This is a genomic window from Bradyrhizobium sp. USDA3010 (assembly GCF_056429065.1).
In genome coordinates, this window is record NZ_JBWJZD010000001.1 from 17,672 (window position 1) to 30,983 (window position 13,312).

Below are 13,312 nucleotides of genomic sequence, written 5' to 3' on the forward strand. Positions count from 1 at the left end.
ATGGCGAAGCTATGGGCGTGAATGTCGCCGTTCTCTCGACGCGACATCGCTTCGCATCTAACGATTGACGTCTTGAAGGAGGCTACCGTGTTCCACTTCTGGCTGTGATTAGCCTTCGCACTGGCTCGCGTTTCGAATCCGTACGTCGGCGCGTATCCGAGACGTCGCGTTCACGACTACTTCGCGGTTTGCGCTAGCGAGAATTCTCTATTCACCTGAACGAGTCTCGGAGACGATCGCATGAAGTTGTCATCCGGACCGCTCATCCTGGAACGCTTGACACGCGTAGCAAGCCAATCCCCCCGGCCGATTAGATCCCATGCGATGTTTGTCAGGGTTTCGGCAGCCTTGACTGACGCGCGCGTCACGAATTGGGATGGATTGCGCGCCAGGAATATCCCGCGCCGAAAGACGGGCTTCACGATCCGGGCTGCGGACAACTCGCCTCGGTTCAGTTCTTCGGAGATGGCCGCGTGCGCGAGCAAGGTATGGCCATGGCCGCTCTGAACCAGGTGCTTGATGACGGTGAGGGAGTTGATCTCGTGTTGGATGTTGAGCATCAGCTGGGACGAGCGTGCGCGCTGGTCGACGAAGCGCCGAAGGCCGTGTTGCCCCGTCGGCACAATGAGGGGGAAGCTGTCGACTGCACTGAGATCGACGGCGTCATCAGCAAAACCGTGCCGGTCGCAGTGCTTAAAGGCGTTCGGAGGACCGACCAGAAAAAGCTCTTCGACGGCGATTTGTTCCAGCAACAGATGCCGGCTGTCCTGAATCCCGTAGAGAACGCCGACGTCAAGGTCGCCCTTGGTCAGCCACTCGCGGATATGTCCTGACATCGCCTCGATTAGTCTCAGCTGCACGCGAGGTGTGTCCTGTGCAGCTGCAGCAATAAGGGGAGCGCCGATCAATGTGGCAAAAGAGCTCGGCAAGCCAATCGTGACCTCCGATCGGACATAGCTATCCTCCGCCTTGATCTCATCCCGAGCGCGCTCGATGTCCGAAATGATGTTGCGCGCGTGCTCGCGGAAAACCTGTCCGGCCTCGGTGAGCACGACCCCGCGTGACGTTCGCTGAAAGAGCTTCGAGCCCAATTCCTCCTCGAGCCGGAGAAGCATCTGGCTCAACGAGGGTTGGGCAATATCCAGGCGCTCGGCGGCTCCGGTCACCGAGCCCGTCTCTGAGATAACCAGAAAGCATTTAAGTTGGCGCTCGTCCATTGCGCCGCCCTCTGAATAAACGATCCGAGTCTAACGCGCCTTGCCGCCTAGCCCATCGTCGGCTGGCCAAATGAATCGCTCCTCATAGGCGATGACTCCGCATACCGTAGAGGTGAAGTTGGGGAGATCGGCCAACAGTGTCTTCCCTTCGGGGCTCGAAAGAGACGCGTCATGGGCCTCCTTGCTTTCGAACCAGAGCTCCGAAAAGCCGTCGTAGGCCGCATTGGGATAGGCATCGCGATCAATAAAGTTGATCGCGTAGCGCTTGAGCCCCGGGATTTTCTTGCACAGCTCCGCATGAACGGTTCGCCAATGCTGGACGAACTGCTCTTTCGTCATGTCTTCGCGCTTTGTGAGAAAACCGATACGTTTCGCGTATTTCGCGTTCACGTCGTTAACCTCCCGATGCTGATTATTGCGCCAACTATAGGCGCCTTGTCCGAAGCCGGTACCGTAGCTGGCAACTGACTGTTATTGGAATTTGTTCTAGGTTGGAATTGAAGCTAGGCCATTTTCCAGACGAACCAGAAGCGGTATGTTCCGAATGAAGCGTTCGTCAGAGCCGAACGCGGGCACAAACTTACGGCGGAAGATGCGTTACGATCTCGTCGATTTGAGAGTGTTTCTCGCGGTTCTAGACGAAGGAAACCTATCGCGCGGTGCCCAGCGGTGTAACCTGGCGCCATCCTCCGTCAGCCAACGCATTAGGCAGCTCGAAGACGCTCTCGGTACCCCCCTTCTTGAACGAAATCGCGAGGGTGTCAGCCCCACGCCTGCCGGTACAGTTCTGGCTAACTATGCTCGCAAGTCGTTTGAGCTGCTTGAGCAGATGCACGCCGATATGCTGCCATTCTCGGCGGGTATGCCCGGGAGGATCACACTGTTTGCGAATACCAACGCAGTTAATTCGTTTCTCCCCGATGATCTTGCAATCTTCTTCAAGCATCATCCATCTGTCCGTATCGCACTCGAAGAGAAGAACAGCCACGACATACTGGCCGCGGTCGCAGACCGGCGCGCCGATGTCGGGATCGTTGCGCTTCAGGCCAACCATAAAGAACTAGCCTTCTTTCCGTATCGTGATGATGAGCTGGTTGTCCTCGTGCCGCTGAGCAGCCCGATCAATAAAGACAGGCCGGTTCGTTTCGAGGAATGTCTTCGCGAGCCATTCGTTAACCTGCAGCGAGGCGCAGCGATCAACGCCTTCTTACTGAGCCATGCCGCAGCTCTTGGCGCGACGCTCGATATTCGCGTGCATGTTCCCGGCTACCGGGCCGTTGCTCATCTTGTCGCGTCAGGTGCTGGCGTTAGCATTGTGCCCCGCTCGGTTGTTGAGAAGGAAGACGAGAAGCGACTGGCGATGTTGCCTCTGGCTGAGCCATGGGCAGAGCGAAACTTGCGAATTTGTGTCCGGCAGGACGCTCCGGCCAACCATCACCGCGACGAGCTCGTGAGGATCCTTGTCGAGTGCGCTGCCGCAGCGACGAGTGCGGCCTAGTCGGAATGCGCTCGTCCTGTTCGTTGGCCAGGTCATGGGAGCCGCGGTCGTAACGGTCTCTGTTCAGCGCATTGAGTCCCTTCACGAGCTTCGCGCGAGGGGATACGGTCGGCGCCGATCGGCTGAGCGATCGGTGAGGGTGGGCTCGGGAGATTCCTGAGGCTCCCCACCCCCCGCAAAAGGGCAGGGGAATCGCACGTGCGCGGCTGCAAGTAGTTGCCAAATCGGGAGAAAGAGATTCTGAAGGTCGCTCCTGATCTAGAGGGAGCGGCCGATGCAACGATTTGCCGAGTGCTTCGAAGATTTGCCCGACCCGCGGGCCGACAACGCGCTGCATGACCTGACCGAGATCTTGTTCATCGCACTGATGGCGACGCTGTGCGGGGCGACGAGTTGCACCGACATGGCGCTGTTTGCCCGGATGAAGGCCTATCTTTGGCAGGATGTGCTGGAGCTCAAGAATGGCCTGCCGAGCCACGACACGTTCAGCCGGGTATTCCGGATGCTCGATCCGAAGGCGTTCGAGGTCGCGTTCCGGCGTTTTATGACGGCCTTTGCGCAAGGCGCGAAGATCAAGCGGCCGCGCGGGGTGATCGCGCTCGACGGCAAGGCGTTGCGGCGGGGTTACGAACGCGGCAGGAGCCACATGCCGCCGGTGATGGTGACCGCCTGGGCGGAGCAGACGCGCATGGCGCTCGCCAATGTGCTGGCGCCGAACAACAACGAAGCCGACGGTGCCCTGCAGTTGCTTGCGCTTCTGCAACTCAAGGGCTGCGTGGTCACGGCCGATGCCCTGCATTGCCACCGCGGGATGGCCGAAGCGATTGTGGCACGGGGCGGTGACTACGTGCTGGCGGTGAAGGCGAACCAGCCCGCTCTGTTGGAGGATGCCAAAGCCGCAATCCGCGCCGTCAAACGCAAGGGCAAGACCTCGCTGACCACCATCGATGCGGAACATGGACGCAACGAGAAGCGTGTGGCGCTGGTCGCATCGGTTCCTGGCATGGCCAAGAAGCACGACTTTCCGGGCCTCAAAGCTGTCGCCCGCATCACCAGCAAGCGGGGACAGGACGACACGGTCGAGCGCTACTTCCTGATGAGCCGCCCCTACAGCCGCAAAGAGGTCCTGCGCATCGTCCGTGCTCATTGGGGCATCGAAAATCGCCTGCACTGGCCGCTCGACGTCACCCTCGACGAGGACCTTGCCCGCAATCGCAAGGGCAACGGACCGGCCAACCTGGCCGTGCTCAGGCGTCTGGCTCTCAACGTCGCCCAAGCCCACCCGGACACGACAGTCTCCCTGCGCGGCAAGCTCAAGCGCGCCGGATGGAACGATGCATTCCTCTTCGAACTCCTCGGCCACATGCGATAGCCCTGCTTGCGGGGGGGGGGGTTGGGGAGAGGGGTGGCCACACGGCACGCTCTCTCCGTGCAATATTCTTCAACGCCACGCGGCCGAGATTGTGAGACCGACGCTCATCTCGATCATCTCGCTCGGGGCCACCCCTCTCCCCGCCTTCTCCCACAAGGGGAGACGGAGCCTGGCCAGCGTGCCTACCTCACTGCGAAAATCTGTCGCGCCGGATCTGCACGATACGGCATAGATCTTGCTGCAATTCCCATTGTTTGAATTCATGATCTTCCGAACCCAGCCCGCTTTCCGGGCATCTGGATCTGGCGGATGCGCTGCCTCGTCGTCGCCGACCTGCATTATTCATTGCCGCAGTTTGACTGGCTGCTGGCGGCCGCGCCGCAATTCGATCTAGTGATCTTCGCCGGCGATGCCCTCAACCTCGGCTCGGCGGTCGATTTCCGCGCCCAGATCGTCGTCGTCACGAAATACCTCGCGCGCCTCGCCGGCCTCACGCGCGTGATCTTCTGCTCGGGCAATCATGACCTCGACGAGCGCAACGCAGAGGGCGAGAAGGTTGCGCGATGGGTCGCCGCCGTCAGGGAATTCGGCGTGGCCTGCGACGGCGACAATCTGACCATCGGCGACACGCTGTTCACGGTGTGCCCGTGGTGGGACGGCCCGATGGTCAAGGCGCGGATCGACGACCAGCTGCGCGAGGCAGCCGCCATGCCGCACCGCCGCTGGGTCTGGGTGCATCACGCCCCGCCGGCGGATTCGCCGATCAGTTGGGGCGGCAAGCGCTTCTTCGGCGACGTCGAGCTGCTGCGCTGGATCGAACGCCACCACCCGGCGATGGTGATCTCGGGCCATGTGCATCAATCGCCGTTCATCCCGAACGGCTCGTGGTTCGACCGGATCGGGACCACCTGGGTGTTCAATACCGGCCTGCAGCCCGGCCGGCCGCCGGTCTACATCGTGCTCGATCTCACCCAGGAGAAGGTTTTCTGGCTCGCCGCCGGCGACGCGCAGATCGTCGATCTCAACGCCCCCCTGCATCGGCCGGCAACGCCGCTCAGCGATGCGCCCGACTGGCTCACATCCTTGGATCGGATTGCCGATCCGAGCCTGGCGCGACCTGCATCGGCGGCAGGTTGATCATGCTCTGCAGCACTTCGCTGACCATCGCCAGATGGGTGCCGTGATCGGCATATTGATGCATCAGATCGGCAAGATAGGTCGTGGCGACATGCAGCCGTTGCGCCAAGAGCTGCGCGATCAGCAGCGCCAGCGCAGGCTGCTCCCGCAGGAACGACGCCGCATCGTCGAATTCGTACAGGACGCAGTCGGACGCCGCGCGCACCTTTGCGCTGTGCGGCCTGTCGAGCAGAACACTCATCTCACCGAACACCGCGCCGGGCTCGTCGATCACCGCGACCAGACTGCTGCCCTTCACGACCTCGACCTTGCCCTCGAGCAGCACGAACAGATGACCTGTCTGGCCGCCCTCCTCGATGAATTCCGTGCCGGCCGGCAGGCTGCGCCTGCTCCCGCCAGTGCAGTGATCAAGGATCGCCCGCATGCTGTTTCGCCTCCGTCTGCTGTCAGACTAGGCGGAGATGTGGCCGAGGTGAACGGGATTAGCCGGGCGGTCTGCCCAAATTGTCGGCAGGCGTTTGCGGGCGGGAAGTGGCGCGTGGAGGCATAGGCGTAGTCTCCATGCACTCTTGTGTGAGGGACGCACAGTGCACAGGCTCCCTCCCCCGCAAGGGGGAGCGAGCCTGAGAGGCGTGCTCACCTCACGTGCGAGCGGCGCTGGGCAGCGGCGCCCCTACTGCTTGATCTCCAGAGTCTGGCGCTTGCCGGCGGCGATCGAGAACGGCTTTTCCGCCTTCTGGCCGTCGGCATAGGTGGCGACCGCGACGTAGTCGCCGGCGCTGAGCGCGACGTTGGTGGTCGCCTCATAGCTCACCGAGACGCGCTTGCGGTCGTCATTGATGTCGCGCTCGGCACCGTAGATGTCGATCTCCTGGGCGCCGTCGGCCTTGATCCCGACCACGCCGGCGTTGAGGTTGACGGTGATCCGGGTCGGCGCGCCGGACTTCACCTCCGCGCGTGCCGTGCCCTTGGCCTCGCCGACCGTCACCATCACCTCGTAGCTGCCGCCGGGCAGATCGAACTTCGATTCGGCATCGTATTCCTGCGCGACCTTTTCGCCCTCGTCACCGTCGGCCTTGGCCGGCTGGTGCACAGCGACCACGAGGTCCTTCTCGACCTTGGGGCCGCCCTCGGCATAGGTGGTGGTGACGATCAGCTTGCCGACATCGAGGGTGAGCTGGACGTTACTCGAATCGCCGGCGGCGACCACGAACGGCTTGCTGGTCTTCGACTGCCCCTTGGTCAGGGTCAGCGTATAATTGCCCGCAGCGAGCACGAAGCGCGGCACCGCGTCGTATTCCTGCGCGATCAGTCTGCCGCCCTTGTCGGAGACCTGCCAGACCACGTCATCGACCTTGCCCGCGCCGCCCGCAACCGAGCCCTCGCTGGTGACGTAGCCGGCATCGAGGATGACGTCGAGCATCGCGGGCTTGCCGTTCTCGACCTTGAGCGGAAACTCGCGCTTGAGCTGCCGGTAGCTCACCTCCACGATGTAATCGCCGGGCGCGATGTTGTCGGCGAACGGCGCACCGTAGAAGGTGTTGACGTGCTCGCCCTTCTCGCCTCCGGCGCGCTTGTAGACGCCCCAGTTGACGTCCTCGTCGCTGATCGGATCGAGCCCTTCGGCGAGCCGTGCCACGCCGCGAAGGTTCTTGCCGAGATACGGATCGGCGGCCGCCGGCTTTGGCGGCGCCTCGCTTGCGACCTTGGTGCCTTGCGTCGCCGCCACCGCCTTGCTCAGTGCGCCGGTCAGGCTCGCGGCGTTGCCGGCATCGAGATAGACGCCGCCGGTCGCGCGCGCGATGCATTGCAGCTGGCTCTTCGCCGCGGGATCGGCGACGTCGAGGCCGATGACATGGGCGGTGAAGCCGATGCCGGCCTTCTTCAGCTCGGCCGCGGCCGCGCACGGATCCGGTGCGCAGGTCTCGATCCCGTCGGAGACCAGGATCACATTGGCCTTGTTCTCGGTCGAGTGCAGCGCCTCGGCGGCAGCACGGAGCGAATCCGAGATCGGCGTCTTGCCCTTCGGGTTGATGCCGTCGATCGCGGCCTTGATCCGCGCCGGATCGAACTTGCTGACCGGCACCATCAGCTCGATGTCCTTGCAGTCACCCTTCGAGCGATGGCCGTAGACCATCACGCCGAGACGATCGGCGGGATTCCATTTCGACAGAATGGCATCGACCGCCTGTCGTGCAGCGGAGATCTTGCTCTGCCCATCGACCAGGCCCCACATCGAGCCGGATGCATCGAGCACGAGAATGGTGTCGGTCCCCTGCGCTTGCGCCTGCGCCTGGGCGCCATGAAGTGACAGCAACGCCAGGCCAAGCGACAGCAGGCCGGCAACGAACGAGCGGCGAAATACCTTGATCACGGATCGATCCTCGATGATGGAGACAATCGGAGGGCAAAGACGGCTGCGGCGGCGGGCATGTCGTGAGATCATTCGCACCTTGCCACAGCTGCGCCCTCCTTCGATCCGGATTTTGTTTTTTGTTGGCCGGATTGCTGATGCGATACACTTCCGACGTGCACGCGACGAAGCGCCAAAATGTCTTTGATTGGCGTCACTTGCGTCCGAACATTTGGACTATTGCGACAAGCATTTGGCCTGATGCGACACGCAGATGACGACTAAATTGCTTCCAGAGTTGCGCGCATCGCGCGCGTCGGCGTGAGCGTCATCACAGATGACGCTGCTTTGCACGCTGCCGTGCACTAGATCGCACTACTCCCACATGTCCGGCGCGACGCGCCCGGCGAAGCCGTAATCGATGACCCGATCCTGTCGATCACGGTCGACGATCAGTCGCAGCAGGTCCGGGCGCGAGTAGTGGCCGCCGATATCGCATAGCGCCTTGGCGGCGAGAACAACCTCCCGCGATCCGTCAGCGATCAGGATGGTCTCACCTTGCGCCGGCCCCGCGATAATCTCACCGCGTGGATCGATGATCACGCTGTCGCCGCTGTACTCGATCGTCGACAGCTCGCGATAGCGTTCGGGCGTCGCCTCGTGCGACCGCATGCCGCCCACGGCGATGACGTAGCAACCCGCCTGGGACGCGAACGCGCGTGACAGCAAAAGCTGTCGCGGCCACAGCGGCGTGGGTGACGGCGGTGCCACGGCGGGCTCTCGTCCCGGCCACGCGGCGACATGGATCTGCGTTCCCTGCGCCGCCAGCGCATAGCCGGGCAACATGGTGTTGTGCTCCCAGCAATTGAGCCCGCTGATCCTGCCATAGGGCCGCTCATGAACCCGAAGGCCGACCGCGTCGCCATTGGCCCACACCGAACGCTCGTTGAAGGTCGGCTTGAGCTTGCGATGACGGCCGAGAATCCGCCCCTCGCGGCCAATGAACAGAAGCGTGCAGTAGACCGTGCCCTTCGTTACTGCGTCGCGTTCGGCAACGCCGATCACGACATCGATCCCGGCGCCCCCTGCGGCATCGCAGAGCCGGTCGGTGGCCGGCGATGGAATCTCGACGGCGCTATCGAGATATTCCGCCATGGCGCGAAAGGTGCTCGGACCGGTCGGTGCATGACAGAAGAACGGATAGCCCGGCAGCCAGGTCTCGCCGAACGCGGCGATCGTTGCCTCCATGGCACCGGCCTCGCGGATCAGGCGACAGGCCTTCTCCACCGACGCCTCGCGATCGAACGGTACCGCGGCGGCCTGGATCGCAGCGAGCCTGAAATGCGTGTCGATTGCCATGGCCGGGTGCCGTGTCACGCGACGCCCTTGCGGGCGGCATCGAGCGCACCCGCAAGCAGCTCGAGCGCCTTGACGCGCCGTCGCCGTGCAAGGCGTTCTTCGCCGACCTTGCGTTCATGCTCGCCGGCGATGAAGGCCTGGATGTCCGGCAGCAGACGAATGACGCCGCGGCTGCCCCACTGGCCATCCGGTATCTCGGTCGGAAACACCCAGACTTGCGGCGCCACATCCTCGTACGACCCACCGTCAGCGCGTACCACGGCAGCGGTCACGTCCTTCACCAAAGCCGCACGCGAGACTTCGGTGTACTGCCCCTCGGGCACCGTCGGCACGATGCGATAGCGTGGCGACGGCGACGGCTCGCCCGCCACATAGACGGCGGCCGGCCGATGCAGGAACACGACGGTGACGCCTTGCGCAACCTTGTTGGCCGAGTCGAATCCCTCGTGACCGATCAGGATATCGCCGAGCTCCTTGATCAGCCGCGCTTCCGCTGCCGGCTTCAGGGCTCCTTCGGGAATTGTGACGTCGATCATCGGCATTGGGAGACCTCCTGTTGTTGCCAGCATGAGGTCTATGCGCGAGGTGCTTCCGGCAGCAGTGGCAGTATCGCCATTCTCAGGGCAGATTCGGACACGGCCTCGTCAGCCGGCAGGCGCCATGCGCGCGGTGACACGCGCAAATCGGCGCTGGTATTCGCGCGGCGAAAGCCCGGTTTCGCGCTTGAACAGGCGGCGAAAGGTCGACAGATCGTTGTAGCCGACACGCGCACTGACCGCGTCGAGCTTCAGCCGCCTGGATTCGATCAGGCGCTTGGCCACATCGACGCGCAGCGCCTGCAGATATTGCAGCGGAGCCTCGCCGACCGCGAGCTTGAAGCGGCGGTTCAGGGTGCGTTCGCTGACCGAAAGGTCGCGGGCCAGCCTGGCGAGGCTGAAGCCCCGCTGCAGCGACTTCTCCATCAGGCTTTGCGCCTGCGCCACCAGCGCGTCGGAATGCTGGGTGTCGTGCGTGCGGCTGGCATAGGACGCCTGCGAGACGCGATTGCCGTCGATCAGCATCAGCTTGCCGGTCTCGGCGGCCAGATCGGCGCCGGCGAACTTCTCGACCAGCCGAATCGCAAGATTGAGCGAGGTGGTCACCGCGCCCGAGCAGACGATCCGGTTCTGCTCGGTGAGGATCTCGGCGACGCGCAGATCCACCGCCGGGTAACGCATCGCGAAGGTCCGCCCCTTCGCCCAATGGGTGGTCGCGACCCGGCCGTCGAGCAGGCCGGCTTCGGCGAGGATGAAGCTGCCGGTGCAATAGGATGCGAGCAGGGTGCCGCGCTCATGTTGCCGCCGCAGCGCGGCGAGCAACGGCTCGACCGTATCGAGCCGGGCGAAGAAGCGCTCGATGTCGCCGACGAACGGTCCGGGGATCACCACCGCATCCGCCGCAGACCGCGCGTTGATCGGTCCATCGACGCCGATGATTTGGCCGGACGCGGTCTGCACCGGCCGGCCATTGAGTGACTCGACGCACCACCGCAGCCGGGACGGCTTGCCGTTGTGACGCTGCGGCCGCTTCGCCGCCACCGAATTGGCGGCCGTGAACACGTCGACAATGCCCGCAACACCCGAAGCGAGGATACCGTCATAGACCCAAATCCGGATGAGTGGCATGGCCATGTCCGATCTTGCACAGAATGAGGCAATTCTGCCATTGCGCGCAGGGCCCGGCAAGCGGCCACCGTTGGGACTGCGCTATGTGACTGCCCGATGGACAACTCACGCCGCGAGAATGCGATGTGTGATTCACCGGCAGCGCAACGCATTCGCTGTCGTCCCGGCGAAGGCCGGGACCCATAACCACCGATGCGAATTGTTGTGCGCGATCGCAACGACGAGTCCCGCCTTTAACATCCGCCGCGGCGTGGGTCCCTGCTTTCGCCGGGACGACACGACGATTGAGGTGGGCAATGCCACATATTCACGGTCGTCCTGGCGAAAGCCAGGACCCATTACCCCACATCTCAACTGTTGCGCGACGCTGGGGCCGCGATCCCGTTCACAATCCAATGCGGTGGTTATGGGTCCCTGCTTTCGCAGGGACGACAGTGGTGGATGTGGCCTCGCCTCTCTCTCAGATCCCGCGCGCAAATCGGCGAAAGCCCGGCGCGCCGGTCAGCGCCTCGAAGGCCGCATCGCGCCTCTCTTCGGCGAAGGCAAAGCCGGCCTTGGCGTAGCAGCGCTCGGCCGCGTCGTTGCCGATCACGAACGAGATCGATGCCTGCGCATAGCCCGCCGCCTTGCCGTCGGCGAGCGCGCGGCCGATCAGGGCCTGCACCAGGCCGCCGCCGCGATGCGACGCTTCGGCTGCGACGTGCTCGATCAGCCAGTCGCCCTCGCCGCCCTGAACCCAGCAATTGCGGGCATAGCCGCCGCGCGCGACGATGCCGTCGGCATCGGCACCGGTCTCGGCCGCGACCTCCTCGATCGCCGCGCGTGCGGCGACGACCGTTCCGGATGCCGGCATGGCGCACAGCGCGGCAGCCGGCACACCGTCGACCTCAGCAATCAGGAAATGGGCGACATGGTACCATGACCGCACCCGCGCCACGGCGAGCCGCGCCATGAACGCGAGACACTCCCCCTCCGGCCGGTCGAGCGCGATGTCGAACCAGCCGCGCGGCAACGGGCCGCGCTGCGCGGCCAGCACGATGCGGGCGATGAAGCCGGCGTCGTCGGATCGTGCGGGACGGATCGTGGATCGCCCCGCACTACACATCTCAGGTGTTCGTCAGCGCGACGCGGAACTCCGCCTCGGTCTTGGCCTTGACCTCGTCGAGCGTGACGCCGTCGGCGAGCTCGATCAGCGCCATGCCGTCCTTGCCGTGCTTGTCGATGGTGAACACCGCAAGGTCGGTCACGACCATGTCGACCACGCGCTCGCCGGTCAGCGGCAGATTGCATTGCTTGAGCAGCTTCGGGCCGTCCTTGGCGGAATGCTCCATCACGACCACGACGCGCTTGACGCCGGCGACGAGGTCCATGGCGCCGCCCATGCCCTTCACCATCTTGCCGGGGATCATCCAGTTGGCGAGGTCGCCATTCTGCGCCACCTGCATGGCACCGAGGATCGACAGATCGATATGACCGCCGCGCACCATGCCGAAGGAATCGGCCGACGAGAAATAGCTGGTCGAGGGCAATTCGCTCACGGTCTGCTTGCCGGCATTGATGAGGTCGGCGTCCACCTCGTCCTCGTAAGGGAACGGGCCCATGCCGAGCATGCCGTTCTCGCTCTGCAGGCTGACGTCGATGCCCTCGGGAATGTAGTTCGAGACCAGCGTCGGGATGCCGATGCCGAGATTGACGTAATAGCCGTCGCGCAACTCCTTGGCGGCGCGGGCGGCCATCTGTTCACGGGTCCAGGCCATGAGGCTCTCCTGAAGAGTTATGTCTTAGTTGCGCATGATCTTGCCGGAAAACCGGTGCCCGGTTTTCCGGATCATGCGTTAAGCGGCGGGCCGCGGACGGGTGTTGCGGAACTCGATCCGCTTCTTGCCGGTCCCGACCTCGATGATGCGTTTGACGAAAATGCCGGGGGTGTGGATGTGGTCCGGGTCGATCTCGCCGGCCGGCACCAGATGCTCGACCTCGGCGACGGTGACCTTCGCGGCGGTCGCCATCATCGGGTTAAAGTTGCGCGCGGTCTTGCGGTAGACCAGGTTGCCGACGGTGTCGCCCTTCCAGGCATGCACGATGGCGACGTCGGCGAACAGGCCGCGTTCCATGATGTACTTCTCGCCGTCGAATTCCTTCACTTCCTTGCCTTCTGCGATCAGCGTGCCGACGCCGGTCTTGGTGTAGAAGGCCGGGATTCCGGCGCCGCCGGCGCGGATGCGCTCGGCCAGCGTGCCCTGCGGGTTGAACTCGAGCTCGAGCTCGCCGGCGAGATATTGCTGGGCGAACAGCTTGTTCTCGCCGACATAGGACGAGATCATCTTCTTGATCTGGCGCGTCTCCAGCAGCCGGCTGAGGCCGATGCCGTCGACGCCGGCATTGTTGGAGACGACGGTAAGGCCCTTGACGCCGGAATCGCGGATCGCGTCCGACAGGGTCTCGGCGATGCCGCAGAGGCCGAAGCCGCCCGACATGATCATCATGCCGTCCTTGAGGAGACCATCGAGTGCCGATTTGGCGTCGGGATATACCTTGTTCATGCAATGAATACCTGATGGAGGGCGCGGAACGGCTCTGTCCAGCGGATTATTAGGCGAAATCTTCGCAATGCGTCAATCACGGCCCCGTCCGGCGACGGGCGGCGGCCTGCGACATCAACATGGCCTTGAAAGCGACAAGAAAACCCTTCAAGTTGCGTGGGTTGGCCCC

The 13,312-nt window shown here is 63.6% G+C and carries 13 protein-coding genes; 3 read left to right on the top strand and 10 right to left on the bottom strand.

Annotated elements, in window-relative coordinates; all coding sequences use genetic code 11:
• Nucleotides 1–176 precede the first annotated feature (176 nt).
• A complete protein-coding gene (locus tag AC066Y_RS00075) occupies nt 177–1,217 on the bottom strand; it encodes a LysR family transcriptional regulator (RefSeq protein ID WP_478272132.1) in 1,041 nt (346 codons plus the stop codon).
• A gap of 30 nt (nt 1,218–1,247) precedes the next feature.
• Nucleotides 1,248–1,607 carry an EthD family reductase gene (locus AC066Y_RS00080; RefSeq protein WP_478272133.1) on the bottom strand — a complete coding sequence of 120 codons (360 nt, stop codon included), beginning with the start codon at nt 1,605–1,607 and terminating at the stop codon, nt 1,248–1,250.
• Between the two features lie 202 nt (nt 1,608–1,809).
• On the opposite strand from AC066Y_RS00080, the gene AC066Y_RS00085 reads away from it, so the two are divergent.
• The 3 genes from AC066Y_RS00085 (at nt 1,810) to AC066Y_RS00095 (ending at nt 5,224) form a co-directional block, all read left to right on the top strand.
• Nucleotides 1,810–2,715 (top strand): LysR family transcriptional regulator, encoded by a 906-nt coding sequence (locus AC066Y_RS00085; RefSeq protein WP_478272134.1) that lies wholly within the window; start codon nt 1,810–1,812, stop codon nt 2,713–2,715.
• 274 nt (nt 2,716–2,989) lie between these two features.
• Nucleotides 2,990–4,087 (top strand): ISAs1 family transposase, encoded by a 1,098-nt coding sequence (locus AC066Y_RS00090; protein WP_478272135.1) that lies wholly within the window; start codon nt 2,990–2,992, stop codon nt 4,085–4,087.
• A gap of 309 nt (nt 4,088–4,396) precedes the next feature.
• A complete protein-coding gene (locus tag AC066Y_RS00095; RefSeq protein WP_092126665.1) occupies nt 4,397–5,224 on the top strand; it encodes a metallophosphoesterase family protein in 828 nt (275 codons plus the stop codon).
• On the opposite strand, the gene AC066Y_RS00100 is transcribed toward AC066Y_RS00095, so the two are convergent.
• The 8 genes from AC066Y_RS00100 to AC066Y_RS00135 form a co-directional block, all read right to left on the bottom strand.
• Nucleotides 5,163–5,648 carry a cyclic nucleotide-binding domain-containing protein gene (locus AC066Y_RS00100; protein WP_478272136.1) on the bottom strand — a complete coding sequence of 162 codons (486 nt, stop codon included), beginning with the start codon at nt 5,646–5,648 and terminating at the stop codon, nt 5,163–5,165. The two genes, AC066Y_RS00095 and AC066Y_RS00100, sit on opposite strands and share 62 nt — an antisense overlap.
• Before the next feature lie 249 nt (nt 5,649–5,897).
• Nucleotides 5,898–7,598, bottom strand: coding sequence for a vWA domain-containing protein (locus AC066Y_RS00105; RefSeq protein WP_478272137.1), 1,701 nt, complete (start codon nt 7,596–7,598; stop codon nt 5,898–5,900).
• Nucleotides 7,599–7,952: 354 nt separating this feature from the next.
• A complete protein-coding gene (locus AC066Y_RS00110; RefSeq protein WP_478272138.1) occupies nt 7,953–8,936 on the bottom strand; it encodes a carbon-nitrogen hydrolase family protein in 984 nt (327 codons plus the stop codon).
• Nucleotides 8,937–8,950: 14 nt separating this feature from the next.
• Nucleotides 8,951–9,478 (bottom strand): tautomerase family protein, encoded by a 528-nt coding sequence (locus tag AC066Y_RS00115; protein WP_478272139.1) that lies wholly within the window; start codon nt 9,476–9,478, stop codon nt 8,951–8,953.
• Between the two features lie 102 nt (nt 9,479–9,580).
• On the bottom strand, nt 9,581–10,606 hold the full coding sequence (locus tag AC066Y_RS00120) for a GlxA family transcriptional regulator (protein ID WP_478272140.1): 1,026 nt from the start codon (nt 10,604–10,606) through the stop codon (nt 9,581–9,583).
• A 454-nt stretch (nt 10,607–11,060) separates the two neighbouring features.
• Nucleotides 11,061–11,705 (bottom strand): GNAT family N-acetyltransferase, encoded by a 645-nt coding sequence (locus AC066Y_RS00125; protein ID WP_478272141.1) that lies wholly within the window; start codon nt 11,703–11,705, stop codon nt 11,061–11,063.
• 1 nt (nt 11,706) lies between these two features.
• On the bottom strand, nt 11,707–12,357 hold the full coding sequence (locus AC066Y_RS00130) for a 3-oxoacid CoA-transferase subunit B (RefSeq protein WP_456758955.1): 651 nt from the start codon (nt 12,355–12,357) through the stop codon (nt 11,707–11,709).
• 78 nt (nt 12,358–12,435) lie between these two features.
• Nucleotides 12,436–13,143, bottom strand: coding sequence for a CoA transferase subunit A (locus tag AC066Y_RS00135; protein WP_478272142.1), 708 nt, complete (start codon nt 13,141–13,143; stop codon nt 12,436–12,438).
• Nucleotides 13,144–13,312: the final 169 nt, after the last annotated feature.